This window comes from Providencia sp. PROV200, assembly GCF_049901995.1.
GTDB classification, from domain to species: Bacteria; Pseudomonadota; Gammaproteobacteria; order Enterobacterales; family Enterobacteriaceae; genus Providencia; species Providencia rettgeri_E.
In genome coordinates this window covers 618,138-644,706 of the sequence record NZ_CP096307.1, presented here as the reverse complement: position 1 = coordinate 644,706, position 26,569 = coordinate 618,138, and the positions used below count along the sequence as shown (strand labels likewise).

The following is a 26,569-nucleotide window of genomic DNA, read 5'->3' as shown; positions in this document are numbered from 1 at the left end:
TCCTGAAGCAATTCACTTTAGATTGCCAACCCTGAAGCATAAAATACCACTAAAAGTACCGCAATAATGACAGTACCAATATTCAATTTACGCCATTCACCTGCACAAATACGGCCGATAACCAAAGCAGCAAAGCCCAACATGATACCCGTGACAATATTACAAGTCAGAACAATGAACACCGCGCATAATAAGCCAGACATTGAATCCACAAAATCGTCGAAATCTAGCTTAGAGACATTACTGAGCATTAAAAGCCCAACATACATCAATGCAGGAGCCGTTGCATAAGCAGGCACTAAATAAGAGAGTGGCGATAAAAAGAGAATCAATAAGAATAGTACGCCAACCACCACTGCGGTTAAACCGGTACGGCCACCCGCAGCGGTACCTGCCGCAGATTCAATATATACCGCCGCAGGAGATGCGCCAATCGCCCCCGCAAAAATACTGCTCACGGAGTCTGCTGTTAATGCTTTACCACCATCAATAATTTGGCCGTCTTTATCCAATAAATTCGCTTGCCCCGCCACTGCGCGGATAGTGCCTGTGGCATCAAAAACGGCTGTCATCACTAATGCAAGCAAGCTTGGCAATACCATTGGCTGTAATGCACCCATGATATCCATATTAAAAACCAATGAGAGCCCATCATCACCCAATGAAGGCAACTTGAAGAAGCCCTGATATTTCACCGCAGGATCAAAAATTAAACCAATAATTGAAATCGCAATAATAACAAGGAGTACGCCACCCGGAACACGACGTTTTTCTAAACCAAAAATGACCGCTAACCCAATGAGTGACATCAAGACAGGAAAAGACGTAAATTCCCCTAGAGCAACAGGCAGGCCGGCATTTGGGTTTTTGATCACTAAACCTACCCCATTCGCTGCGATCAACAGTAAAAATAAACCGATACCAATACCTGTACCATGTGCAATCCCCATTGGCATATTGCGTAAAATCCAACTACGAATACCTGTAACCGAAATAATGGTGAATAAACACCCCATTAAGAATACAGCGCCCAGTGCCACAGGAATGCTAATTTGCTGGCCTAGCACCAGACTGAATGCCGTAAATGCAGTAAGTGAAATTGCACAACCAATTGCCATCGGTAAGTTGGCCCATAACCCCATCAACAAAGAACCAAAACCCGCCACTAAGCAAGTTGCAATAAAGACCGCGGTTGGAGGAAACCCTGCTTGCCCTAACATGCCAGGTACAACGATGACAGAATAAACCATCGCTAAGAATGTGGTTAACCCTGCAATGATTTCACGGCGAACAGAAGAACCGCGCGCTGTTATCTTAAAAAATGAATCCAATTTGCAACTGGATGAAGCCTGTTGGCCTGACATGGTATACCTCTGCTGTTAATGGAAAACGAAAGCTCTCAAATACTGCTAACAACTAACCTATACATTGACGTAAACGATTACGTTTTTCAGAAAAAAACAAACTAACTGGGGAAAAACCCCAATGAAAACAGCTGCGCAATCGTTTGGCTTTAAAATTAGAATAAAACATATTGTGAGGGGTGCAATTATCATTCTAAATAGGGGAAATGATCAAGCATTTTTAGCATTTCTTGCCTGCTTGATCTTTTTTAATACCTAAACATACAGATTATTATGCAATGAACATTATTTTTAAATAATGATTATTTTTCGTTACATTTACGTTACGTAAGAATAGCTAAATACCTTTCATATAGTCTCTGTTTAAAGAGTACGGTTATTTTTTTGATATAATTCTAGAACATCCTCTTACAAAACGAATAGCTGAAATTTTATTTATTGGTGGTAATATGCGTCATTTTAAATGTACCTAAAAATACGTTTCCTATTGTTTTTTATAAAAAAACAGCCATCAACCACTGAGTAAATATATATTTAAGTATATAATCTCAATTATTATCAACTGCAGTTATAGTTTCAATTTAATTTAGTAAAAACACATTAAAATGCCAAATAATAATGCACCATTAATCATATTGCAGCGGAGTATTTTATTACTCTTTATTGGTTTTCTTGCTATGTATTTGTTACCAGGAATATATAGTCATAGCCCTTGGAAGCAAGATGAAAATTATAGTTTTGGTATTATTCACACTATGTATGAAACAGGTAAATGGTTAGTTCCCACAAATGCGGGTGAGCCATTTATGGAAAAACCTCCGCTTTATTATTGGGTTGCAACTATTACCTCTCATTTACTTTCAAATCTGATGCCACTTTATGATGCAGCTCGTAGTGCAAGCTTAATTTTTTCGGTTATCAATTTTTCATTTTTTATCCTTTTAGCACGCCGTTTTTTCCATGCCAAAGACTTCACCGATACCCGTATTTGGGTTGCTTTTGCACTGTATGCCTGCGCTCCCGGTGTTATCAGGCATAGCCATGATATGTTTACCGATGTTGCGCTAATGGCAGGGGCGACTATTGGCTTGTACGGGTTATTGGGGCTGATACAACAACAAAAAATGCACATGTCTGCACTTTGGTTATCTCTTGGAACCATCGTCACCATGCTGTCAAAGGGCGTTTTCATCCCAGGTGTTCTCTGGATTTGCCTATTTTTATCGCCAATTTTTCTCGTCCAGTGCCGAACTAAGCAGTTTTGGTTATACAGCTTAACTGCAGGGTTAATTGCCTTTATCGCGATTTTACCTTGGCCTATCCAACTGTACCTTCAACACCCTGATTTGTTTATCGTATGGTTTTGGGAAAATAATATCGGTCGCTTCTTTGGTTTTTCGGTTGAGAAATTAGGGGCAAAAGCGAATTTAACTCGTATCCCAGCAGCGGTTTCCTTATTTGCCTTTCCGTCTGGTTTACTGGCAGTTGCTTATTTTCTAAGGCACCCAGTTAAGCGTTTATTGAATTCTAACGAGTTTCTATTAGCGCTATTTCCTTTATTAGGTATTGTTTTTTTACAGATTTCAGCTTCTGGTCGGGCGTTATATTTACTGCCTTTTATTGCCCCCATGGCCATATTAGGAACCCAGACACTATTTTGTTTCCCAGAAAAGCTCCTCAATAATATTGCCCGCTTTGCAGCTGTTTTATGGTCTGCACTCATTCTTTTTTTATGGGCCTGCTATTTCATCTCTTTGGCTGGCTATCAGCAAGAATGGCTAGCTCCATTTGGTCGCTGGCTCCCCATGAGCTACCAAATGTCATTTTCTCCCGTTGTATTTATCTGTGCTCTGTTGATTACATTGGTATGGTTTTTACGCAATAAAATTATTCCAAACCTTATGCCTCCTGCTTTTCAGATGATGAAAAACTGGTTATTAGGCTTATGTGCCGTTTGGGGGATAATTTTAACCTTATTTTTGGGGTGGATAGACTATGCAAAAGGTTTCGAAGGGGTTTTTGTCGATTTAGACCAGCATTTAACTGGCCAATTTACAGAAAATGATTGTATGGCATCTGATAATATTGGTGAATCTGAAGCGCCGATGCTCTACTACTACACTGGGGTATTACATCAACGCCAAGACCGGTTTGAAAAACCGGAACAATGCCGCTGGCTAATTGTACTCTCAAAAACGATTAAACCAGCACCGCAAGGCATGGAATTATTCTGGCACAATCATCGGCCGGATGAATACCGAGAAAACCTCGTTGTGTATAAAGTTATTGAGTAATTTATTTGCGGTGCTCGCTGACTGAGTAGAGCACCGCAAATGAGCTTATTGGGTAACTTGCTCAACTTTTTGGGCACTGTATTTTTCTCGAGTGAACCATAAAAATACAGTCACAGACAGAACCAATAACACCGGTAAGCCTACAGGTGAGATTGAAGTCGCAATTCCCGCAAGTAGTGGCCCTGATAAATTACCAATTCCCCACAGCATGGCAGCCGCAGCATTAGCAATGATCAACTCGTTCCCTTTGAAATATTGGCCGATTTGCACCAACGCAATAGTATAAATTGCCCCTGCTGTCGCCCTAAGACAAACAGTAATATCCAAATCAGATAAGGTTGAGTTATAAGGAAAGGCAATAATAGACTGGCTGCAAGTGTGATAATGCCACAGATTCGGTACAATTTTTCTCTATTCATATGGTCTGCTAGCCAGCCAAAAGGAAGTTGCATAATGGCATCCCCAGCAAGAATGGCGCTAATCATTAACGCGGCAACCGCCTCTGTATGCCCCATTCCCATGCCATAAATTGGGAATATCGATAAAATGGTTCCATCAAAAAAGGCAAAAAATAAAATTCCACCACAAATACCCGGTGCAATTTTCACAAATTGAACAATTGAAAAATTAGATTTTTCGGCATTTTCGGCTAAACGATCACCGACTTTTTGGTCCATTAAAATAAATAGCGCCACAGAGATTAAATGGATCAACGTACAAATCAATAAAGGGGATTTATCTTCCACACCATAATAAGCAATAAAGGAAGGCCCGAGTAGCTGGCTTACTGTGAATACAGTGGTGTAAATTGCCAAAATACGGCCCCGTTTATTTTCAGGGGATAATTCATTAATCCACGTTTCTCCCAAACAAATCAGCACGCCACTCGCTAAGCCTGTTACTAACCGTAACGGAAATAATAACCAAAGAGGCAACGAACTCAATAATGGTAATAAACTTAAAGCAGAAACAAGTGTTGCTAATAGCATTGCTTTTCGCTTACCTGACCAACGCACAATACGTTGAACGACAGGTGCAATTAAAAACATGCCTAATGCAGGTGCCGCTGAAATAATGCCAATATACAACTCATTGATACCATAATTATTTAGCCTAAGCGCTACCATTGGAATACTTAGCCCAATAACGATACCAATGACAGCAATACTCATTGTAATGGTAAAAATAGCAAAGGATGGGGAACGACGAAAATGTTGTAAACGCTGATTATCAGAGCTCATGTTGAAATTAATCTGTTTCTTTTTAACAAAACAACAGACTTTAACTCCATAAAATAGATTGTTATTAGAAATAAAAAACCACATCATTATTAGTAAAACCAATAATGTTCGCGATGATTGTAACACGACCTATATATTCTGCTATTTATCTTTATAAAACTATTTTTAATATTCTAAATACTTAAAGGACGAAAAAGTATCGATAAAGCAGAGCAATACCTGATAATAAAATAATAACATTAATAAATTTTAAAAAACTTTCACGTGAAATTTTTAATGTTATATGCCGCCCAACCCACGTACCGATTAACATAGCAGGAGAAAAAGCTAAAGCAATCAATAAAATATCCAAATTGAGATACACTCCCATCACCAAAAATATCACCACTCGAGTTAGCGTGCTAAACCCAATTAACGTCATTTGAGTGAGTCGAAAACGTTGTTTATCTTCAATTCGGCTCGATAAATACATGGCATAGATAAAACCACCACTACCAAATAAAGCACTAAAAACACCGCCCACTAAACTAAATGGGACAACCAATGCCTTTGAAAAGGGTAATTTTGATTTTTTAGAAAAGAATGCGTGTAATACATAACCTACAACAAATAACCCAAGTAATAATACGAGTATATCGGGGCGTGTTTTTAATAAAATCGCAGCGCCAACTAAACTCCCTACTATCATTAATGGAATTATCCATTTAATTTCCTGATAATCTGCATTTTTACCATCTTTAAATAAGTTCAAAACTGCGGCGGTTAGATCAATTAGCGCAAGAATTGGAACAATCATATTTAATGGCAAATACATGGCTAACACAGGGGTTGCTATGAGGGCCGAACCAAACCCCGCCATACCAAAAACCAAATAAGCAAAAAGTAGCGTTGAGAAACAAATCGCCATTTCTAATGATAATAATTCAAACGGCATGACCTTAACTCCAGACGTTTTTTAACGTCCTCACTATAGGTTCTTTCAAATACAGAAAATAGTTTTATTTTTGTCGGATTTTAAATTTCAAATCTATATCAAAAAACAAAATAGCCACTTTAAATACAATATACAACTAAGAGTGTATAATTTGCTTCACTGAGTGATACAGAACTAGCACAATAAATTAAAATTCAGGTAAAGACACATTGTGGATAAAAAAATTAATTTAAAAATAGGTCAGAAAATTCGTTTACTTAGGCAAGCAAGAGATCTTTCACTAAACGAGCTATCTCGTCTATCGGGGATCTCGAAAGCGGCTTTATCCAAGTTGGAATCTGGCGATTCAAACCCACGCATTGATACATTAGAGTCAATTGCCATTGCCCTGCGCTTTCCACTAAGCGATCTGTTTACACGGCAACATGAGGCCTATCCCTATTTTCTCAAAGCCACTCCCAATGAAAAAGAGTATTCACAACAGTTTAAGTTTCGCATTAGCATGGGAAATATCTCTGAAATTTGGCAATTAACCATGAAAAGAGGCGCTATCATTAATAGCCCCGCCCATATGAGTGGAACCCACGAACACATTATGGTGAATTCTGGCTCACTCATGTTACGGCTGCATAACGACCAAAATGTCGTCTTAGAGGCGGGGGATTTTTATGCTTTCAGTGGTGATTTCCCACACAGTTATCTCTGTATGGAAGGAGAACTGCAAGCAACCGTCGTCATGACTTACTCTCACCTTAGTGATAGCGTTTAAATTGCGGCATGTTGTGCATCATAACTAATGCGCAACGTCCCCTTTTTAAATTTCATCGACTTAATTGAAAAATGCTGAATGTTATCTAGCGAAGAAACATGTGTTCCACCACAAGGCATTTCTTCAGTTTGGTCGATATAGCTGATCCGCAAATCCCCCTTTTGCTTTATTGCAACGGCTCGCCCACTATGAAGGCTTTGGTTAACAATATCTTCAATGTATTGACTATCTAGCTCTTCAAAAGGTGTGACATCCCCTTCCATCATGCTAAATTCCACCCGTGATTCATCAGGAAAGTGATGGCCTTTTTGTGCAAGCCAACCAAAGCGACGTAATTCCCAATTCAACAAGTGACCAGCAGTATGTAGCGCCGCATAACGCTGACGTTTTTCCTTATCGACCCTTGCAACCACATTGCTATCTTGGCTCAAAATGACATTTTCTGGTAAGTATGCCACAATTAAACCACTTGAGTGTTTCTTAATGCGAACAGCGATATCATTCACCCAAGCAGTATCCATGGGTTGTCCACCACCCTGTGGGTGGAAAATATTATCTTTTAAAGCAACCCAATAACCCTCATCATCTCCTCCTTGCGCCAGTAAGGAAGTTTCGATTTCATACTGATAAGTGTTCGATAAATAGATGTTATTTTGCATAGATTCATACCTGTTTGTTATTCAATTTACCAAATAGAAACCCACAATACATTCGAAAAATTATTGTTCAGCAACTGAATTTATACCATCATCGTTCGCTTTAGGAAACCCCATTTATCACTATGATTAAATATCAAACAAAAATAGCCCACACAGTTGAATGGGCTATTCGGTCATAAAACTTAATCTCAGAATTACTGTAAATAATTTTGCATTGTTTCGAAAAGACTCAAATCATCACTAAAGCGTACTTCTCGAACATCTTCTAGTTTTTCAACTTGGTTAATCATTTGCGACAAGCGCTCATCTTTTTGTACTAATAGCCATATACGGCTTTCATCTTTATCTTTAATCGGCATACAGAGAATGCCATCAACGTTAAATGCTCTACGGGCAAATAAACCACAAATATGTGACATTACACCTGGGTGGTTACGAACAATTAGCTCTAAAGCAATCGGATGATGTTCAAATACCATAATTACGCTCCAATCATATCAATGTTAGCTGCACCCGGTGGAACCATTGGATATACCTTCTGATTAACATCAATCAAGGCATGGATCAAACATGGACCTTTGGTATTCATTATCGCTTCTAACGCCATTTCAGGGTCTGCTTCATTATTTAAATCGCAAGTTTGCAAACCGAACCCTGCCGCAATTTTGATAAAGTCAGTTTGGTACGGATAAGCTGCAGCAAATATGCGGTTTTCAAAAAATAAATCTTGTTGTTGATGAACCATTCCTAATGCTTGGTTATTCATTAAAATGATTTTGATATTTAACTGATGTTCCGCTGCGGTTGCCAGTTCTTGAATATTCATCATCAAACTGCCATCACCAGAGAAGCACACTATCGTTTTTTCAGGTTTTGCTAACGCCGCGCCTATCGCAGCAGGCAGACCAAACCCCATGGTACCTAACCCGCCTGATGTCAGCCATTGACGTGGACGAGACAGAGGATAAGCTTGAGCTGCCCACATTTGGTGCTGACCAACATCCGTTGTCACAATGGCATCTTCACCTGCTGCACGTGCTGTAGACAGAACTAAGCCATAGTGATTCAGCGGGTTATCCGCATCACTGAAATTCAGTGGATATTTCTCTTTTAATTGATTGACTTGCGCCACCCAATCAGCGCGCTCATTACGTTCAACCAAAGGCAATAACAATTCCAATATTTGTCCTGCATCTGCATGAATAGCGATATCTGGACGCTTAATTTTGCTGATTTCTGCTTTATCGATATCCACATGGATGATTTTCGCGTTAGGACAAAATTTTTCTGCCTTACCTATCGCCCTGTCATCAAAGCGGGCACCTATAACAATCAATAGATCCGATTCTTCCATTATCATGTTAGTACTCGCCGCAGCGTGCATACCTAACATACCTAAATATAACGGATGCCTCATCGGGATAGTACCAAGTGCCATTAAGGTCATGGTGGTTGGCAATGAGGCTTTTTCCGCAAAGGCGATTGCGGTTTCTGTGGAATCGGAACTAATCACCCCACCACCAAAATACAAGACTGGACGTTTCGCGTTATTAATCATTTCAGCCGCTTGCAGAACTTTTTCCATGTCAAATGCAGGCGCTTTATCTTTCGGTAATACTTCTGGTATTTCAGTTAGTTCAATTGTGGCAGTTTGAACATCTTTTGGAATATCAATCCAAACAGGTCCAGGGCGGCCTGACTCTGCAATACGAAAAGCATCACAAATCACTTGTGGCAATTCATTGATATTACGAACCAAATAATTATGTTTCGTTACTGGAATCGAAATGCCATAGGTATCAACCTCTTGGAAAGCATCTGTGCCAATCATTGACGAAGAAACTTGAGCCGTAATGCAAACCAACGGGATAGAATCCAGTTTTGCGTCGGCAATAGCCGTCACTAAGTTTGTTGCCCCAGGTCCACTTGAAGAGATACAAACCGCGGCTTTCCCTGTGGTACGCGCAATTCCCTGAGCAATAAAACCTGCACCTTGCTCATGGCGAGCCAGTATATGACGGATTTTCTGGCTTTGGCCTAATGCATCATAAAAAGGCAAAGCCGCTCCCCCAGGAATGCCAGAAACGATGGTAATACCGTGTTTTTCCAGTAAATGTACGATTAATTCTGCGCCCGTAAAGCGGGTTTTATGTGGTGTTGTGGTGCCCGATTCGCTCATCATAATTATCCTTTGCTAGCCTGCGGACTTGAGCGAGAAGTGATAAAAAACCCCGCTCGGTTTGCGCCGGCGGGGTTTCTAAATCTGCGTTGATTTGTACCCGTTACGGCGCTAAGCCCACGACCACCACCACACGCACGACCACCGCGGCACGTGGCGCGGTTAGTAGTAGGTTTGAGTGATTAATAGTCATGTTCACGGGTTCTTCCTGTTTAGTCTGTCTAATTTATTTGATTATTGTTTTTCAATTTCTTTTCTTAAGAAAACATAAATTTCCCAGCATGACAATCATTTTTTCTTGTTTTATCCCAAAGGAATAGTAATTGCGACACTCATCACACTCCACTCACTCAGAGATATTATCTAGCAAAATAAAAAAATATAGAATTAATCACCATTCAAAATCCCAACAAAACCTTGACTTAAAGTTAACTTCAAGTTGTATCCTTTGCTCCAACTCAAGGGATTTCGCCCTTGATGGAAACATTAGCTAATTTATTTTTAATTAATAAACAGAGGTATATATGCCAAAATCCGTTTGGTGGTTAACCATAACACTTGCATTATTTATCTCCAAAAATGCGATTATTCTTTCTGTGGTTGGTGGTTATTGGGACTGCGGTTAATGGAGAAAAATACATTATTTTCTGCGGTATCATATGATTAATATAATCAGCACTACTAACTTATTACTACATACCTATGAAGCTCATAAAAGGGCTAAAGTGCAAGCAATGAGTGATCCACTACGATTTTGATGAGTTTTTTTCATGTTACGGAAATTTATCCCAAGCCATCAATGATAACTTTTGCCATTATACCGTTATTTTATACTCGAGAGTATAATCGTTACCTATATTGTCAGCCATTAACCCTATAAATATATTTTCTTAAGATAAACTCCACTGGCTATAAACTAATTAAAAATCGGTATTTTGTCTATTTTGCCAATTAACAAACTGTATTCAACTTTGTTTACTATTTATTTATTGGCTATTGACTGAATGAGGGATAAGATTAAAAAGTAACTAATAGGAAGATATTATGTATAAAGAAATCCCTGTTCCCTGCAATGGGAAATACACAGAATTTCAATCTACAGTTGTTAATGAAATATTAGTTTGGATTGAAATGAACTTAACCAGTCGTCTATTACTTGATGATATCGCACTAAAATCAGGATATACAAAATGGCATTTACAAAGAGTATTTAGAAAAGTCGTTGGTATGCCTTTAGGTGAATATATTCGCCGAAGGAGGATCTGTGAAGCCGCAAAAGACCTATGCTCCACTGAACTCCAGGTTATTGATATTGCATTAAAATACCAATTTGACTCCCAGCAATCTTTTGCGAAGCGATTTAGAGCTTATTTAGGTACGTCACCGTCAATCTACCGACTGTCCGGTGAAAGTCAAAATGACCCATTACTACTGGAACCTAAAGTAGCTTGATACGCTAATATGAAAATAAAATTTATATTTCCTTTTTTAATAACGCGACCAGTACAAAGCCCTATGTAAGTTAATTACTGGGGCTTTTTTTATTTTCCATTCATTTAAGAAACTCTTAATTTAAAATTAATAAACCCTTAAGGTTTTAGTTTTATATTTAGTTTACCATATTAATAAAAAAAATAATTTTCTGGATATATAATTTTAATTTTATTGTTTATTAAACAATAAAGGCTCCACAAAGAAGCCTTTATTTTATTTATGTATTCTAATTAGTAAATCAATTAGAACGGAATATCGTCATCGAAGTCCATTGGTGGTTCATTGGTTTGTGGAGCAGGCGCTGATGAACGTGCTGCAGGGGCTCCGCCGCCACTAAATTGCTGTGCTGCTTGTGGCTGCTGAGGTTGACCCCAACCACCTTGGCCACCCTGACCTTGTGAAGATGCATCACCACCACGGCCACCTAACATTTGCATTGAGCCACCGATATTCACAACAACTTCTGTCGTATAACGGTCTTGACCACTTTGGTCTTGCCATTTACGTGTTTGCAGAGAACCTTCGATATAGACTTGTGAACCTTTCTTCAGGTATTCACCAGCGACTTCAGCAAGTTTGCCAAAAATAACCACGCGGTGCCATTCGGTTTTTTCACGCATCTCACCGGTTTGCTTGTCACGCCAACTTTCAGAAGTTGCCAGAGTCAGGTTTGCCACAGCTCCGCCGTTAGGCATATAACGGATTTCTGGATCTTGTCCTAGGTTACCGATAAGAATTACTTTATTTACGCCTCTGCTGGCCATTTATTACTCCTGATGCATTGAATTTTAATCTCTGGATTAGCCGTGAAGTTTACCACGACAGAGCTGATTTGCACCAATAATTGAAATTGAGCTTGTTAATTTGCGAAACGCTTTCCAGCTTTTAGTGAAATTTCATAGTGCTTTTATCAGTATAGACACAAAATAATGCACACCGCATCTATCTTTTCGATAAATTCAGATCGCTGTTTTTCTGTTTTTTTGTTTCACCATTAAAATCTTACTCTAAATAGTTCAAACAGTGGCTAGGCGGCAAGCGAAGATATCGTAGGGAGCATACAAAAGTATGTGACTTGCGTAACTGAGAGCAGCCAACACCGCCACGGTTTGAAATATGACAAGCAGAACCTATTCTAAATAGTTCAAATTGTGGCTAGGCGGCAAGCGAAGATATCGTAGGGAGCATACAAAAGTATGTGACCTGCGTAACTGAGAGCAGCCAACAACGCCACGGTTTGAAATATGACGAATAGGAAATACTGTATATCCATTCAGCCATAAATATGTGATAATAGTCCCTTGCGATTGTTCAATATCAAATCATCCGGGAAGTGGTAAATGGATAATATCGAAGTCCGCGGCGCACGCACGCATAATCTGAAAAACATCAATCTCATCATCCCTCGCGACAAACTCATTGTTATTACTGGGTTATCTGGTTCAGGGAAGTCATCTTTAGCTTTTGATACCCTGTATGCAGAGGGTCAGCGCCGTTATGTTGAATCTTTATCTGCTTATGCTCGCCAGTTTCTTTCTTTAATGGAGAAACCGGATGTCGATCATATTGAAGGGTTATCCCCTGCGATTTCGATTGAACAAAAATCCACTTCACATAACCCACGTTCGACAGTCGGAACCATCACAGAAATTCATGACTATCTGCGGTTATTATTTGCACGTGTTGGTGAACCTCGCTGCCCTGATCACGACATACCTCTTGCGGCTCAAACTGTTAGCCAGATGGTCGATAATGTTCTGGCTCAGCCCACCGATCGCCGAATGATGCTACTTGCGCCTGTCGTTAAAGAACGTAAAGGGGAGCACGTTAAGTTACTCGATAACTTAGCCAGCCAAGGCTATATCCGTGCCCGAATTGATGGGGAAGTTTGCGATCTATCCGACCCGCCAAAGCTCGAATTACAGAAAAAACATACCATTGAAGTGATTGTCGATCGTTTTAAAATTCGTGAGGATATCGCTCAGCGTTTAGCTGAATCCTTTGAAACTGCATTAGAACTGTCTGGCGGTACCGCAATTGTTGCAGATATGGATGACGCCAATTCAGAAGAACTGGTTTTTTCTGCTAATTTTGCCTGTTCCGTTTGCGGCTACAGTATGGTGGAACTTGAACCTCGCCTATTTTCTTTTAACAACCCTGCAGGCGCCTGTCCGAGCTGTGATGGCTTAGGTGTTCAGCAGTTTTTTGACCCCGAAAGAGTCATTCAAAATACTGAAATCTCACTCGCGGGTGGTGCAATTCGGGGTTGGGATCGCCGTAATTTTTACTATTTTCAGATGCTGATGTCATTAGCTGAGCATTATAAATTTGATGTGGAAGCGCCTTACGACACCTTAAGCCCTGCTATTCAAAAAATTATTTTATACGGCTCAGGCAAAGAAGCGATTGAGTTTAAATACCGTAATGATCGTGGTGACATCACCGTGCGCCGACACCCTTTTGAAGGCGTGCTCAATAATATGGAACGCCGTTATAAAGAAACAGAATCAACGGCTGTCCGTGAAGAATTAGCGAAATATATCAGCAACCGCCCATGTGTTTCTTGCCATGGGACTCGCTTACGTAAAGAAGCGCGCTTTGTATTTGTTGAAAATACGACATTGCCTGAAATCGCAGATTACAGCATTGGCCACGCAATGGAATTTTTCCAGAACCTAAAACTCACAGGTCAGCGCGCTCAAATCGCAGAAAAAGTTTTAAAAGAAATTGGCGATCGCCTGAAATTTCTCGTCAATGTTGGGCTTAATTATCTGACACTTTCACGTTCTGCTGACACCTTGTCTGGTGGTGAAGCACAACGCATTCGTTTAGCCAGCCAAATTGGGGCGGGTTTAGTGGGAGTGATGTATGTTCTTGACGAACCTTCAATTGGCTTACACCAACGGGATAATGACCGCTTACTTGAAACATTAATCCATCTTCGTGATCTAGGAAATACCGTGATCGTCGTTGAACATGACGAAGACGCGATCCGCGCCGCAGACCATGTGATTGATATCGGACCCGGTGCTGGGGTGCATGGCGGGCAGATTGTTGCCCAAGGAACACTGGAAGATATTGTCGCAAACCCAGATTCACTCACCGGTAAATTTTTAAGCGGTGAGCGCAGAATTGATATCCCGCAAAAACGCGTTCCAATTAATAAAGATAAAATGCTGACGGTATTTGGAGCCAAAGGCAACAATCTAAAAAATGTGACGCTAAAAGTTCCTGTGGGTTTATTTACTTGTATTACTGGTGTATCAGGTTCCGGTAAATCAACGCTCATCAATGACACTCTATTCCCTATTGCTCAACGCCAATTAAATGGGGCGACCACCATCACCCCTGCCCCTTATTTGGATGTAGAAGGCTTAGAGCACTTTGACAAAGTCATTGATATTGACCAGAGCCCAATAGGCCGTACACCACGTTCCAACCCTGCTACCTATACCGGTGTGTTTACACCTGTTCGTGAATTATTTGCCGGTGTGCCTGAGTCTCGAACTCGTGGTTATAACCCAGGGCGCTTTAGCTTTAACGTTAAAGGCGGCCGATGTGAAGCTTGCCAAGGTGATGGCGTTATCAAAGTTGAAATGCACTTCTTACCTGATGTGTATGTCCCTTGTGACCAATGTAAAGGCAAACGCTATAACCGCGAAACACTAGAAATTAAATATAAAGGTAAAAATATCCATGAAGTGCTGGATATGACCATTGAAGAGTCTCGTGAATTTTTTGATGCCGTCCCCGCCCTTGCCCGTAAGTTACAAACGCTGATGGACGTTGGTTTATCCTATATCCGCCTCGGCCAATCAGCGACGACGCTCTCTGGTGGTGAAGCACAGCGTGTGAAATTAGCTAAAGAATTATCTAAACGCGGAACAGGACAAACTATCTATATTTTGGATGAACCAACAACTGGCCTACACTTTGCGGATATTCAACAGCTGTTAGTGGTTCTGCATCAGCTACGTGACCAAGGCAATACTATCGTGGTCATTGAACATAACCTTGATGTGATTAAAACGGCAGACTGGATTGTTGATTTAGGCCCTGAAGGCGGTAGCGGTGGCGGTGAAATTTTAATTGCCGGCACGCCAGAAGAAGTGGCTGAATGTAAAAAGTCCCATACCGCTAGGTTCTTAAAAACGATTTTAGAACGCGGGTATTAAGCATAAAACACTCATAGGGAAAACGTTATCCGTTTTCCCTTTTTTCTATCTACTAAACTAAACCAAATAATTCTTAGCCGTTAGATTTATCCAATTCCCTTTAGGTGAAGATTAGAATAATCCCTTTAGTTTCAATCAATAACCCCCTCATTTTATAGAATATAGATATATCTATTCACTTATCTCTGGTGATTAAAACATTATCCTCTTTATTTTTAGAAATTTTACCTGAGATGCAAATACCCTATTGATTTCTGCCATTTATATGACGAATGAATTAAAACAACGTATATTATACTGAGTAGCTTTTCTTCTCTGTGGCGGAATAAGACGATGAACACAAAAACACATAAATCGAGCCTCACTTCTCTTTTATTGCTTAGTCTACTGGGGGCCTCTTTTATCGGTGAATCTGCTGTCGTCGGGACCGCTACATTAAAATTACATGGTGTTGTCGACCTCACATCGTCAGAGCGTATTGTCAGGGAAATTCAAGGCACCTTGAGTGGAGATACCGTCATGAATGTCGAACCCGTTTATGCGACGGTAAAACGAGATTACTGGTTGGAAACATTGCCATTATTAGGTATCAGTAATAGCCAGTCACAATGTAAGCTATCTGGCTTTTCTCGGGTTCCTTATGTCGTTGCAAATACCCATGCAGCTCCATTAGTTAATCAAGAAGGCGGTATTAACGCCTATGTTATTCCACAGCTAGACTATGATTTGGTTATTAGTCAATTTGGTAACCGTTTAGAACCCGCTTATCATGGTACGTTTTTCACAGCAGATAATAGTGATAAACTTTCTAATATTCCACTACCTGGCGTGAGCGACGCCTGTCTTTACCCGAGAGATAGTTTCAAGCAAGTCCCTAAAGGGGGCCATAAGAGCCTGACTTTATCTGTTTCTCGCCCTCAATTATTGTATGTTGATAGTGATTTGCCTTCTGGCAAGATGCAATACAGTAACCAAACGCCATTGTATTTTATAACCAGCGGACACAGTACCGCGGCAAGAAGTGCCATTCGCTTAAATATCGATGCAGATATTACGATTTTACGTTATTGTGAAGTGAGTAATGTCACCAACAGCCAGATTAAACACTCTTTTTTAGATGAAATGCAATCATTACATAAATCGTCATTAACAGTAACGTGTAATGGGAGCAAGCAAGACAGCATAAGAATGATAGCAAAAGCTAAAGACACAGATTATGACGCCTCAAACCCCAAAAAATTACTGTTGAAGCCTGTTGATACAACCGCCAAATCAGATGCTTTACCTTGGGTTATTGGTCGTATTTATGAGGCAGGTAAATCCGTAACGTTAAGCTGCAATGACTCTACTCACTCACAGCTAATGAGTTTCAACGGAGAGGAAGTCGATCTTGGTGTAAAAAACACCCAAAAATCAATGTTATTTGATATATCTTGGGCATTGTGTCGAACACCTGAGGTCGAAAGTGGTGAATATCAAGGAAAAGCAGATTTAGAGTTTTTTATTAAAAGCTAATCACCATAAGGTCAGCCAAAGTCTCAAAGAGAAAGACGTGGTAACTACCGCACATCTTTTCTCTATACTGTTTATTTTGTTCCACGCATTAATGTACGCAATCGAGTGAAAGTACCCTAATCGGGTTATCTGCGGTGGGTGTCATATTCTGCAGGTCACTAAACGGCACATCACACGATTGCTTATTCTGGGCTCCCCACTGAATGCGTAACAATCCAGAGTCGGGTAATCCACTCATATACAGCTGCCCATCATCGCCCACCAGCCCGGTGTTTTCCTCTATTGCCGAGGCTTCAACTAACGTGGCAACAGCGCCAAACGGGATAACCCCGTTATCATCATTTAATTGAATGATAACTTGGTACCCTATACGAGTATCAAATTTTACCTTCACAATCGCACCAGCGGTGGGATAAATCGTTTTTGATGTCTGTGCTAATGTCACGTCATCGGGTAATGAATTTACATCTAACCCCACACTGTTTTTCGAGTATTCGGAGAGATAGGGGTAAATCGCTTGGCCTCGGCCATTAATTTGAGTATTACCGACCGTTAATCGCGTTCCTTCCGCCCCTTCCGCTTCCACAATAGCAAAGCTATCGCTCATGCTACGCCCAAACAATAAACCACCTGAATAAATGGCCACACCGCCATTAATACCGGCATTCACAGAATGATAGTTGCTTGAGTAGCTGTACCCCCCGGAGAGTGTCCCTTTCGACCCAGTGTAGTTAGTATAAATGCTGCCTGAACTTCTTTGGTTTTGATTTCCCCAGCTTTGCGAAACCCCATAAGTCAGTTTGGAATCTAACAAACTTCCGCTGAGCCCTGCTTGCTGGATTGTTTTACCGTTATTATCATGGCTAATAGAATAAGTACTGCTGATGTTACGTGCAGTCGGTGAATTCGAAAATAAACTAAACGGAACGCTAAGATTAAAGCTTATCTGGCGGTTTTCTGGCCATTGTCCGCTGTCTTTGGTTCTATCAATACTGTAATTAATGCCGTATGAAACACCTTTAATACTCGTATTATAGCCAGCTGAAACCTGAGTCACATTTTGAGCGTCATCCCAATATTCATTGCGACTCCCCGAAAAATAAAGGTTGCCATAGTTTCCTAATGGTTGCGAAATTGACGCTGAATATTGTCGCCGTTCTTGTATTCCCGTCCACGGAGCAACCTCATCGATATAACGATAATTATGGTTATTGAAATTATTAAAAGTGTAATAATCCTTCGAGGTGTAATGCGTCCCTGACAAATCAATCGACGTGTTTGTGGCCACAATATTTTTGGCATAACGCAAACGGTAAGCCTGCGCTTGATGTGTTTGCGTATCTAATGTTGCCCGTGCATGAGTCACATCGGCCGAAATCGCCCCGATGTCCCCCATTGAAAAACCAACCCCAGAAACGCCTGACCAATAATCTTGCGCGGCAATAACCCCCCCATAAATAGTGATGTCATTTGGCAAACCATAAATACCACTGGCGAGAAGAAAATCAGACTCTTTTGACCCCACCGTCACACCGCCATCATAGCGACCGGTTGTGAGTTCATATTGCCAACCTCCTGGCCGTTGCATAATGGGCAAGGAAGAAAAAGCCACAGTAAATGTCCGCTCAGAGCCATCCTCTTCTTTTATTGTCACATCTAATGCGCCAGAATTACTTCCCGTTGCGAGGTCTTGAATATTAAACGGCCCAGGAGGTACATAGGTTTGATAAACCACATACCCATTTTGACGGATCGTAATTTGTGCATTCGACTGGGCTATTCCTTTGATATCAGGAGCAAATCCACGCAAGCTACTGGGCAACATTTGGTCATTAGAACTTAATTGAATTCCTCTAAATGGGATCGAATTAAACAGTTCACTGCGAGTACTGCTTTCACCGACTAATAATTCGGAACGCATGCTATACACGCTGCGGGAGACAGCCGTATTTGAGAAATGCGTTTTCGTTTCATTTCTACTCGTCCCGTTATTATATTGATGATTATCCGTATGAGATAAACTTGAACGAAGACGCCAGGCCCCTACGTTAAAGCCACTATTAAGGTTAATGAAGACATTATCGCTTTTTTGTTTTCCTGATGACGATTGGTTATTTGTCGAATGATTCCCCGTGATCACATAGTTCGTTTTTAACGCGGTGATCCCATCATCCAATAATTCTTGGGGGATATAACCCTCTACGGCAGTGTCCATCGCGACTTGTGGAACGCTAATATTCACACTCAGTGTGGATAATTGCGTGCTGACACTGGCACCCTCAATATAATCAGAAAGTGCAGTAATAACATAATCTTGAGGCAATCCCCTTAATTTAGGGATCGCATCAATTTTCACTCCGAAGGAGGCTAATGTTCTGAGGGTTAATTCCGGCACAACCTCATCATGCTGATTTAAAACAAAGTTAAGGGGAAACTCACCTTTAGGCTGTTGGTTAACAAAAACCTGCAACGTATATTCCCCTGTCGGGGTGCTGTTATCTTTTGAAAATTGACTAAGATTAATGTCGCTAGCATCGATGCCAAGCTGCTCATTGAGTAAATTTGGATCGAAATACTCGTCACCTTGACTGATAAAAGGCAATAAGATTAACGAGGGTAGCAAACCTTTTTTAAAATCAGATAACGTCATGATAAATCCACCGCTGTATATTGCCATCAAGCCAAAGGCAAAAATAAATGCTAATGATTATTGTATTAAGCGTGTTTTTTGTTTTGTTGGTAATAGGTACTCATCTAAAATCGCCCAGGACACTGAGCCCGACGGTAAACTTTCAAAATGGAACCGTTGTTCCGAAAAAGGCGGAACAGATAAAAAAAGCGCCTCGTCACTAAAAGCATGTCCATTGATAGAAAGATTATCAAAAGTGGCATAAATAGGGCTGTTATTCATAACAATTAACGCATTATTTTCACGTCGAAATGAGAGCTTTTCCGCGACCTGTTCTAATGTTATATCTTTTAAATCTGCGGGCCGATAATACACTTTAAATAACAAAGAGCGGGTAACGGTAAACTGCAGAGATGATTGACTTTGACGCTCGGTTGAGGGAATTGCTTTTAATTGGACTAAAAAAACACTTTCCCTATCGGAAGGTAAATTCTGAGTTTGCCCTGTAAATAAAATTCGCCAACTGTAGTATTCATCGCCCTTTAATTTATATAAAGGCGGTGTCACCGTAAATGGAATTTTCTCTTTTTTATTGAGAATATTAATCCCCGTATTTTCATCAAGCCACTGCATATTTGCTTGGATTAAATAAGCAGAAGTACTGGTATTACGTAAACTCACTGAAACACTTTTCTCTCCCACCATATAAGTGAGTCTTTGCAATGAAAATTTGAGATTATCAGGATCCGCATTGACCGAAAAATGAGTTATAGCCCCGATAAATAACACCAAACCACATAAAAATCTTAATGGACTCAAATTATATTTATTCTGTAAATTCATATTATTTTACCGATGCGGAGACTAAAGGGTAAGAAAAAATATTCGATAGCCCACCAAAATCATTAATCATTTGCCAACTGGCTTGAGTGATTTTACCGTCAACATCGCTAATAACAACCTGCTCAAACGGGGGTAATACCATATTCTGAGGATATTTTTTTTGGTTTAATTGTATATTCACAACGGTCAGGTAATAAGGCGTTGGGTTATTAAATTGCCATTGATTACCTTTTTGAGACAGTGTTACTTGCTGGAATATTTCCGTATTTGGTACGGTTAAATGGTTCGGCCGATATAATACTTTGATGACGATATTCGTCACAAAAGTCAGTTTGGCATTATTTTCTTGGCCACTGACCTGCTGTGTCGAAGGGATCGCTCGGGTATAAAGATAAAATAATGACTCTTTCTCTGTGGGGAGTGCTTTTTTATTGTTCACCAATATTTTAGCCGTAAACTTGCTGTTGGCATCTAACCGGAACAAAGGGGGAGTGACGATGAAAAAAGGCGATTTTTTTCCTTCGAGTTTATCGGTAACTGCCGTTTGAATTAAATATGGCGAGTTATCATCGTTAGTGATACTAAAAACTTGGCTAATATTATCACTGTTGATAATAACCCTTGTTTGATCCAAGCGAATACCGGCTCCCAGAGCATGCAAACTGAAACATAATGAGAAAGTCAGAGATAACCATGTTATTAATCGCTTCATATCACCTCAATTAATCCACAATAAAAGAAAAGGTCACAGTGGATTGGAAATTACCCACTTGCGGTTCGCAAGAACTCCCTGATGCACATCTCACGTAGGTATAGAGTGTTTTATCGAGTTTATTTGCATCAATTTGCGTCCAGACATTGGCGTCTTTTTCTAAAAAATCACTCACATTCATTGAGCTTGCAACATTGTCACTTTCAGAAAAACTAATCCCAAATCCTTTTGTTGGATCATCAATAAAGGTCACTGTATCCAAATAGTTTTTTGGCGATATTTTTACATAAGATTGCGTAAAATTTTTACTTATGCAATCAGACAACGATATTTTAATTGGGATGGGTTGCACTTTATTTGTTTGAATATCTGAAAATGTTAAGTTACCGAAGTCAACTTCATTCGTTGATGTGCCAATCACTGATATTTTACACATCTGAGAAATTATTTTCACATTAAAATCAAATTCCGCATTATTATTTGATAACGCAGAAAATGAAATAAACGATAGAATAAATAGAATAAAGCTAGATAATATTCTCATCATTCCCCTTATGGCTGCAAAAATGTAAAAACAATCGCCGCGCTGAGTTTTCCTGGCTGTATCGCCGAATCATTTAATTTAACAACCTGAGCTTCAAAATGTTTTTCGTTATCTCCATTTTGAATAGGGAAATCAATCACACTTTCATGATTAATAAAATTAATGGCTGTACAGTTTCTTTTTAAACTATCACATTGCAAAAAGGTAAATGCCGCGTTTGTCTTATTATCTTTCGGTGAGAGCTTACCATCAATAATCTGCGACTGGTTATCTGCCGTCAGGGTTACCTGCAAGTCAGGGAGTATTTCCGTATTATAATCTTGGCATTGATACTCGACTGAAAAAGGCTCGGTAGGCGCAGATGGGGCGACATGATTAATCTCTTTTGCGGTTAAGATACGCGAAAAATTAACCGTTTTATGGCTAAAAGCAAATGCACATGTCCCTTTTGAAACATAACCTTTCACGATAAGGTCAATATTCATATCTTGTTCTGTTATTGAGTAAGCCAGGGGATAAACGCCCCCCAAAGAAAAAGTACAAATACTGCAAACTACTCGCTTAAGGAAGCTGTGCTTTAAACTCATTGGTCCCGCCTAAGTCAGTAATCGCACGCCAAATAACGGTCCCTTTGTGCATATTGGAAGTGATGGGGTACTGTAATGATGAATACGGTGCGATGGTCGTGTTTCCTTTTTCCATACTCATATTAATTTTTTGTTTATTAATACTGATTTGTGCAAGATTAATATAATAAGGCGAATTATTGGTCACCTTTAATTGGTTACCTTGGCTTTGAAATACCAATTTCTTTTGGGCTTCATCTGAAGTTAAGGGTAAATTTTTAGGTCTGTAAAAGACTTTAATCACGTGATCATAAGCAATATTTAAACCGTCACCGTCCACTTTTTGACTTTGGCCCGCCACCATAGTGGCATGAAAAAAGAACAGTGACTCTCTATCTTTCGGTAAATTATTACTTTTTTCTAATACTCTAACTTCTTGTCGAGAATTGGGCGCGATTTTAAATACAGGCGGGGTTGTTTCAAATGGCACGTTACTATCCTGACTTTCTGACGTCATGAAAGTCCGTGTCAAATATGAAACGTGTGAATGACTATTTTTTATCGCGATAGAGACGCTTTTATCCCCTTGAGGATAAACAATACGTGTTGCATCTAAGCTGACGCCATCAGCCCAAGAAAATGATGAAGCTAACAATAATAAACTAAAGTGAGATAAGAGCGAGAAATAGCGTATTTTTAGTACCATGTTGTTACCTTAATAAGCAAAGTCCCTAAAAGGGACTCTGTGAATAACACTATTGGTAATGTAACACAATATTACGCATTTTTAAGCGGTACTTTTAGTTATACGATACCGTAAAAGTCACCGGAACTTTCAAGCTATCGCCGACGGTCGCTTGATTCACCATAATGAGTCGTGCTTGCATTGGAATATTCGCAAAACCATCTTTAACAATAGTATCGGTAACCGTCATTTGCGTTTCTTTATTAGGTAAAATATCTTGAGCGAGATTATCTGCATCAAGTGCTTTTAATTCAACCGCGAGCGATTTTGCCGAAGAGTTCGCAAATAACGATGGATTAAAGGGTGATGCTGAGCCTGATGCATGAACAAAGACCGTTGAATCACCTTCTTTTGCTGCTGAACACTCTGTTAATGTTAAATGGAAATTTTTCGTTTCACCAATCGCATTTCCTTTTGTCGCACTTGCTAAATCTTGAGTTGTAAATACGCCCCAGTTCACCATTGAACCTTCTGTTGTTGATGACACATTACAGCTTGCAGCGCGAACTAAAGCTTCAAAAGTAATTGTCGCTGCTTGGTTTTCAGCAAATACCGCAGGAGTAACGAATGTTGATGCAATGATAAGTGCAGGTGCAATTTTATTTAATAAAGTCATGTGTGTGTCTCTCAGAGTAAAGTTTAATTTTAAAAGTTTTAAATGTTTATTCTTTCCACCTACCCAACGGTAAATGTCAGTAATATCTAATAATCTAGTTAATACCTCTTTGTTTGATGCGATTATGATACGAATGTTATTTTCTGAAATAAACGTGAAAGGTGTAAGAAAACTCGGATTAAGTGTGAATAAACTTTAAAAAAAACAAATAACGAAAGTTAAATAAAGACTATTTATCAGTAAGTTAAAAAAAACGATCCGAAACATTTATTCACATTTGGAGGGGGGATACTTAAATTCAATTTATCGATGACAAGGCTATTTTTTATTTTTATATGAAAAATAGCCTTCCTCGCTAAATATAAGAGACAAAAAAAACGTAGGTCAGACCTACGCTTTTTGTTAACTCGGATGGAGAGTAAATGATTATTCGCTAACGGCCGCAAATGCTTCCACAATGCGTTTAACATTATGGCGATTGACGCCTGCCATACAAACACGGCCAGTTCCAACCAAGTAAACGGCAAACTCATCTTTCAGACGAGTAACTTGCTCTTTAGAAAAACCGGTGTAGCTGAACATACCGCGTTGCTTTAATAAGTGGTCGAAATTGTGGTTTGGTAATGCTTTTTTCAGCTCATCAACCAGTACCGTACGCATGTCTAAAATGCGCAAACGCATCTCTTCCACTTCTGCTAACCATTTGGCTTTTTCTGCACTATTGGTTAATACCGCTGCAACAATTTTTGCCCCATTTGATGGCGGGCTTGAGTATAAGCGGCGAACACCTGCTTTTAACTGGCCTAATACCCGGTCGCGCTCATCTGGGTTTTCGCAAATAACGGATAGTCCACCGGCACGCTCACCGTAGATACCAAAGATTTTAGAGAATGAATTGCTAACAAACACAGGCAAGCCAGCTTTAACCATTGTTCTAATCGCATAGGCATCTTCATTGATGCCTTCTGCAAAACCTTGATAAGCAATATCTAAGAATGGGATCAGTTTGTACTCTAATGCCACTTTAGTGACTTCATCCCATTGTGAAGGAGTCAGGTCGGAGCCTGTTGGGTTATGGCAGCATGGGTGCATTAAAATGATGCTATTTGCTGGCAATTTTTTGAATGTTGCCAACATTTCATCAAATTTAACGCCTTTGGTTTTTTCATCAAAGTAGGGGTAATAATGCACTTTTGTACCCGCACCTGAAAAAATAGAGGCATGGTTTTCCCAAGTTGGGTCACTGCACCACACTTCTGAGTCTGGATAATACTGATGTAAAAAATCTGCACCAATTTTCAATGCACCAGAGCCACCAATCGTTTGGACAGTCGCAATACGCTCCTGTGCTATTAGCGGGCAATCTTCCCCGAATACCAGTTTTTGTAATTCAGTACGATAATCTTTTAAACCTTCCATAGGTAAGTACAAGGATGCACTCGCAGGCAATTGGCTTAACGTCGCTTTTGCCGTTCCAACAGTACCCAGCTCAGGGGTTTTACCTTCACCATCGTAGTAAAGACCAATACTCAAATTAATTTTATTTTCACGAGTGTCTTTATTAAATTCATCCATTAACGACAGAATTGGGTCGCCCGGATAAGCATCTACATGTTCAAACACAGGACATCTCCTAATCATTATTTTACGCTAAATAAACCAAGCGATGATTTACCATATTTAACGTCATTTTTACGTTGTTACCTGAAAATAACCCTTTGCTGGCTATTCGTCTACATATTCCATTGCAACTCGAGAGGTTAACTTTGTCAGCAACTCATAGTTGATAATGCCCGTTTGTGTGGCAATTTCTTCAACTGGCAGTTGATTTCCCCACAAAATAACGTCATCACCCACTTTATCATTGGCATTTAGCCCTAAATCCACCACTGTCATATCCATGGAAATTCGCCCAACAATAGGCACTTTTCGTCCATTAATTAACACGGGTGTACCTGAAGGTACGTTACGTGGATAACCATCACCATAGCCGATTGCAACAACCCCAAGCAGCGTATCTTTATCACTGCACCATGTTTCACCGTAACCTACGCATTGCCCTGCTGCATGTTTCCTAACCGCAATTAATGTTGATTTTAGAGTCATCGCAGGAAGTAAACCGAAGTCTTTTGCGCTTTTACCTTCTTGTGGAGATGCTCCGTACATCATGATCCCTGGGCGTACCCAATCATAATGTGCTTCTGGCCAGAGCAAGATCCCCGCGGAGGCCGCAATGGATTTATCCCCCTCTTTACCAGCAATAAACTGTTTAAAACAGGCAATTTGTTTTTCAGTTGTCGGCAAATGAGGCGCGTCCGCTTGGCAAAAATGGCTAACAATATTGATAGGAAGTTGAACTTGTTGGCAGCGTTGTAAGCGTTGATAAAAGTCTTCAGCATCTTTAGGAAGAACACCAAGGCGGTGCATACCGGTATCCAATTTCATCCAAACTTTCAGAGGATAAGGCAATTTGGTAGCTTCAAGCATTTCAAGCTGTTCAATACAATGGATCACCGTGTCAATCTGATGCTCTGCCATCAACAGCAAGTCAGAATGTTCAAAAAAACCTTCCAATAACACGATCGGTTTTACCACACCGTGCTGCCGTAATAGTAGGGCTTCATTGAGCCTTGCCACCCCAAAGCCATCCACTAGCTCTTCTACTGCCTGACCAACCCCTACTAACCCATGACCATAAGCGTTTGCTTTGACAACTGCAATCATTCGGCTATTTGGCGCAATCTCTTTCACCCGTTGCAAGTTGTGTCGCAGAGCGCGGCGGTTTATCAATGCGGTTGCCGCTTTCATTGTTTCCTCGTTCTTTTTCTCTAAACCCGCTAAAAATTAAGCTGCCCTTTGGCAGCCCAATATGTTCTCTATTTGTTATACGCTAAAAAATATCAATTTCCATTCGATATTATTTTTATGGATCATTTAATTTTAATACGCTAGTTCCAATACTCTAAATAGTTTGCGTTGTCGCTAGCCGGCAATTGAGCTAATCCTAGGAGCATACAAAAGTATGTGACTAGGATTAGGGAATGAAGCCAACACCGCGACAGCGCGAAATATGACGATTCCAATACTCTAAATAGTTTGCGTTGTCGCTAGGCGGCGATTGAGCTAATCCTAGGAGCATACAAAAGTATGTGACTAGGATTAGGGAATGAAGCCAACACCGCGACAGCGCGAAATATGACGATCCCAATACTCTAATTCAATACTCTAAATAGTTTGCGTTGTCGCTAGGCGGCGATTGAGCTAATCCTAGGAGCATACAAAAGTATGTG

General features: G+C 40.1%; 21 protein-coding genes and 1 pseudogene. 5 read left to right on the top strand and 17 right to left on the bottom strand.

What is annotated here, in order from left to right; all coding sequences use genetic code 11:
* Window positions 1-17 precede the first annotated feature (17 nt).
* Window positions 18-1,364, bottom strand: coding sequence for an NCS2 family permease (locus tag M1E86_RS02750; protein WP_004260863.1), 1,347 nt, complete (start codon window positions 1,362-1,364; stop codon window positions 18-20).
* A gap of 605 nt (window positions 1,365-1,969) precedes the next feature.
* Between M1E86_RS02750 and M1E86_RS02745 the strand changes: the two genes are divergently transcribed.
* Window positions 1,970-3,658, top strand: a complete 1,689-nt coding sequence (locus M1E86_RS02745) for a hypothetical protein (protein WP_213913982.1) — start codon at window positions 1,970-1,972, stop codon at window positions 3,656-3,658.
* A gap of 45 nt (window positions 3,659-3,703) precedes the next feature.
* On the opposite strand, the pseudogene M1E86_RS02740 reads toward M1E86_RS02745, so the two are convergent.
* Together M1E86_RS02740 and M1E86_RS02735 are read right to left on the bottom strand one after the other, a co-directional pair.
* Window positions 3,704-4,986: pseudogene (locus M1E86_RS02740) on the bottom strand (MFS transporter).
* A gap of 94 nt (window positions 4,987-5,080) precedes the next feature.
* Window positions 5,081-5,833 carry a sulfite exporter TauE/SafE family protein gene (locus tag M1E86_RS02735; RefSeq protein ID WP_102139097.1) on the bottom strand — a complete coding sequence of 251 codons (753 nt, stop codon included), beginning with the start codon at window positions 5,831-5,833 and terminating at the stop codon, window positions 5,081-5,083.
* Between the two features lie 211 nt (window positions 5,834-6,044).
* Here M1E86_RS02735 and M1E86_RS02730 point away from each other — a divergent pair, with 211 nt between their 5' ends.
* Window positions 6,045-6,602 (top strand): helix-turn-helix domain-containing protein, encoded by a 558-nt coding sequence (locus M1E86_RS02730; protein ID WP_213913984.1) that lies wholly within the window; start codon window positions 6,045-6,047, stop codon window positions 6,600-6,602.
* Here M1E86_RS02730 and M1E86_RS02725 read toward each other — a convergent pair.
* The 4 genes from M1E86_RS02725 to ivbL all read right to left on the bottom strand — a co-directional run bounded on the left by M1E86_RS02725 (window position 6,599) and on the right by ivbL (window position 9,633).
* Window positions 6,599-7,261: a hypothetical protein gene (locus tag M1E86_RS02725; RefSeq protein ID WP_213913986.1), complete on the bottom strand. Its 663-nt coding sequence runs from the start codon at window positions 7,259-7,261 to the stop codon at window positions 6,599-6,601. The two genes, M1E86_RS02730 and M1E86_RS02725, sit on opposite strands and share 4 nt — an antisense overlap.
* 194 nt (window positions 7,262-7,455) lie before the next feature.
* Complete coding sequence (gene ilvN / locus M1E86_RS02720) at window positions 7,456-7,740, bottom strand: acetolactate synthase small subunit (protein WP_125892816.1); 285 nt, start codon at window positions 7,738-7,740, stop codon at window positions 7,456-7,458.
* A 2-nt stretch (window positions 7,741-7,742) separates the two neighbouring features.
* A complete protein-coding gene (gene ilvB, locus M1E86_RS02715) occupies window positions 7,743-9,440 on the bottom strand; it encodes an acetolactate synthase large subunit (RefSeq protein ID WP_125892972.1) in 1,698 nt (565 codons plus the stop codon).
* A gap of 103 nt (window positions 9,441-9,543) precedes the next feature.
* A complete protein-coding gene (gene ivbL / locus M1E86_RS02710; RefSeq protein ID WP_413776238.1) occupies window positions 9,544-9,633 on the bottom strand; it encodes an ilvB operon leader peptide IvbL in 90 nt (29 codons plus the stop codon).
* 851 nt (window positions 9,634-10,484) lie between these two features.
* Between ivbL and M1E86_RS02705 the strand changes: the two genes are divergently transcribed.
* Complete coding sequence (locus M1E86_RS02705; protein ID WP_102139104.1) at window positions 10,485-10,892, top strand: helix-turn-helix domain-containing protein; 408 nt, start codon at window positions 10,485-10,487, stop codon at window positions 10,890-10,892.
* 284 nt (window positions 10,893-11,176) lie between these two features.
* Here the strand turns inward: M1E86_RS02705 and M1E86_RS02700 are convergent, their stop codons facing one another.
* Window positions 11,177-11,698, bottom strand: a complete 522-nt coding sequence (locus M1E86_RS02700) for a single-stranded DNA-binding protein (RefSeq protein ID WP_125892829.1) — start codon at window positions 11,696-11,698, stop codon at window positions 11,177-11,179.
* Between the two features lie 576 nt (window positions 11,699-12,274).
* Between M1E86_RS02700 and uvrA the strand changes: the two genes are divergently transcribed.
* Window positions 12,275-15,109 carry an excinuclease ABC subunit UvrA gene (uvrA, locus tag M1E86_RS02695; protein WP_213913988.1) on the top strand — a complete coding sequence of 945 codons (2,835 nt, stop codon included), beginning with the start codon at window positions 12,275-12,277 and terminating at the stop codon, window positions 15,107-15,109.
* A gap of 333 nt (window positions 15,110-15,442) precedes the next feature.
* On the top strand, window positions 15,443-16,624 hold the full coding sequence (locus M1E86_RS02690; protein WP_213913990.1) for a hypothetical protein: 1,182 nt from the start codon (window positions 15,443-15,445) through the stop codon (window positions 16,622-16,624).
* An 88-nt stretch (window positions 16,625-16,712) separates the two neighbouring features.
* Here the strand turns inward: M1E86_RS02690 and M1E86_RS02685 are convergent, their stop codons facing one another.
* The 9 genes from M1E86_RS02685 to alr form a co-directional block, all read right to left on the bottom strand.
* The gene (locus M1E86_RS02685; RefSeq protein ID WP_213913992.1) at window positions 16,713-19,274 is read right to left on the bottom strand and encodes a fimbria/pilus outer membrane usher protein; all 2,562 of its coding nucleotides are present in this window, start codon (window positions 19,272-19,274) and stop codon (window positions 16,713-16,715) included.
* A gap of 57 nt (window positions 19,275-19,331) precedes the next feature.
* A complete protein-coding gene (locus tag M1E86_RS02680; protein WP_282561414.1) occupies window positions 19,332-20,096 on the bottom strand; it encodes a fimbrial biogenesis chaperone in 765 nt (254 codons plus the stop codon).
* 1 nt (window position 20,097) lies between these two features.
* The gene (locus tag M1E86_RS02675) at window positions 20,098-20,808 is read right to left on the bottom strand and encodes a fimbrial biogenesis chaperone (protein ID WP_213913995.1); all 711 of its coding nucleotides are present in this window, start codon (window positions 20,806-20,808) and stop codon (window positions 20,098-20,100) included.
* Between the two features lie 10 nt (window positions 20,809-20,818).
* A complete protein-coding gene (locus tag M1E86_RS02670) occupies window positions 20,819-21,352 on the bottom strand; it encodes a fimbrial protein (RefSeq protein WP_213913997.1) in 534 nt (177 codons plus the stop codon).
* Between the two features lie 8 nt (window positions 21,353-21,360).
* Window positions 21,361-21,939 carry a fimbrial protein gene (locus tag M1E86_RS02665; RefSeq protein WP_213913999.1) on the bottom strand — a complete coding sequence of 193 codons (579 nt, stop codon included), beginning with the start codon at window positions 21,937-21,939 and terminating at the stop codon, window positions 21,361-21,363.
* Window positions 21,914-22,624 carry a fimbrial biogenesis chaperone gene (locus M1E86_RS02660; RefSeq protein WP_213914000.1) on the bottom strand — a complete coding sequence of 237 codons (711 nt, stop codon included), beginning with the start codon at window positions 22,622-22,624 and terminating at the stop codon, window positions 21,914-21,916. The genes M1E86_RS02665 and M1E86_RS02660 overlap by 26 nt, the downstream gene beginning before the upstream one ends.
* A 94-nt stretch (window positions 22,625-22,718) precedes the next feature.
* A complete protein-coding gene (locus tag M1E86_RS02655) occupies window positions 22,719-23,279 on the bottom strand; it encodes a fimbrial protein (RefSeq protein WP_213914002.1) in 561 nt (186 codons plus the stop codon).
* Window positions 23,280-23,705: 426 nt separating this feature from the next.
* Window positions 23,706-24,902 (bottom strand): aromatic amino acid transaminase, encoded by a 1,197-nt coding sequence (locus M1E86_RS02650; RefSeq protein ID WP_213914004.1) that lies wholly within the window; start codon window positions 24,900-24,902, stop codon window positions 23,706-23,708.
* 102 nt (window positions 24,903-25,004) lie between these two features.
* Complete coding sequence (alr, locus tag M1E86_RS02645; protein ID WP_213914005.1) at window positions 25,005-26,087, bottom strand: alanine racemase; 1,083 nt, start codon at window positions 26,085-26,087, stop codon at window positions 25,005-25,007.
* Window positions 26,088-26,569 lie beyond the last annotated feature (482 nt).

Excerpts from the sequence above, each read along its gene's own strand:
- ilvB (WP_125892972.1), bottom strand. The coding sequence starts at position 9,440 with ATGAGCGAATCGGGCACCACAACACCACATAAAACCCGCTTTACGGGC.
- alr (WP_213914005.1), bottom strand. The coding sequence starts at position 26,087 with ATGAAAGCGGCAACCGCATTGATAAACCGCCGCGCTCTGCGACACAAC.
- M1E86_RS02705 (WP_102139104.1), top strand. The coding sequence starts at position 10,485 with ATGTATAAAGAAATCCCTGTTCCCTGCAATGGGAAATACACAGAATTT.
- M1E86_RS02665 (WP_213913999.1), bottom strand. The coding sequence starts at position 21,939 with ATGAGTTTAAAGCACAGCTTCCTTAAGCGAGTAGTTTGCAGTATTTGT.
- M1E86_RS02745 (WP_213913982.1), top strand. The coding sequence starts at position 1,970 with ATGCCAAATAATAATGCACCATTAATCATATTGCAGCGGAGTATTTTA.
- ilvN (WP_125892816.1), bottom strand. The coding sequence starts at position 7,740 with ATGGTATTTGAACATCATCCGATTGCTTTAGAGCTAATTGTTCGTAAC.
- M1E86_RS02725 (WP_213913986.1), bottom strand. The coding sequence starts at position 7,261 with ATGCAAAATAACATCTATTTATCGAACACTTATCAGTATGAAATCGAA.
- uvrA (WP_213913988.1), top strand. The coding sequence starts at position 12,275 with ATGGATAATATCGAAGTCCGCGGCGCACGCACGCATAATCTGAAAAAC.
- M1E86_RS02670 (WP_213913997.1), bottom strand. The coding sequence starts at position 21,352 with ATGAGAATATTATCTAGCTTTATTCTATTTATTCTATCGTTTATTTCA.
- M1E86_RS02680 (WP_282561414.1), bottom strand. The coding sequence starts at position 20,096 with ATGAATTTACAGAATAAATATAATTTGAGTCCATTAAGATTTTTATGT.
- M1E86_RS02655 (WP_213914002.1), bottom strand. The coding sequence starts at position 23,279 with ATGACTTTATTAAATAAAATTGCACCTGCACTTATCATTGCATCAACA.
- M1E86_RS02675 (WP_213913995.1), bottom strand. The coding sequence starts at position 20,808 with ATGAAGCGATTAATAACATGGTTATCTCTGACTTTCTCATTATGTTTC.
- M1E86_RS02750 (WP_004260863.1), bottom strand. The coding sequence starts at position 1,364 with ATGTCAGGCCAACAGGCTTCATCCAGTTGCAAATTGGATTCATTTTTT.
- M1E86_RS02735 (WP_102139097.1), bottom strand. The coding sequence starts at position 5,833 with ATGCCGTTTGAATTATTATCATTAGAAATGGCGATTTGTTTCTCAACG.
- ivbL (WP_413776238.1), bottom strand. The coding sequence starts at position 9,633 with ATGACTATTAATCACTCAAACCTACTACTAACCGCGCCACGTGCCGCG.
- M1E86_RS02685 (WP_213913992.1), bottom strand. The coding sequence starts at position 19,274 with ATGACGTTATCTGATTTTAAAAAAGGTTTGCTACCCTCGTTAATCTTA.
- M1E86_RS02700 (WP_125892829.1), bottom strand. The coding sequence starts at position 11,698 with ATGGCCAGCAGAGGCGTAAATAAAGTAATTCTTATCGGTAACCTAGGA.
- M1E86_RS02660 (WP_213914000.1), bottom strand. The coding sequence starts at position 22,624 with ATGGTACTAAAAATACGCTATTTCTCGCTCTTATCTCACTTTAGTTTA.
- M1E86_RS02690 (WP_213913990.1), top strand. The coding sequence starts at position 15,443 with ATGAACACAAAAACACATAAATCGAGCCTCACTTCTCTTTTATTGCTT.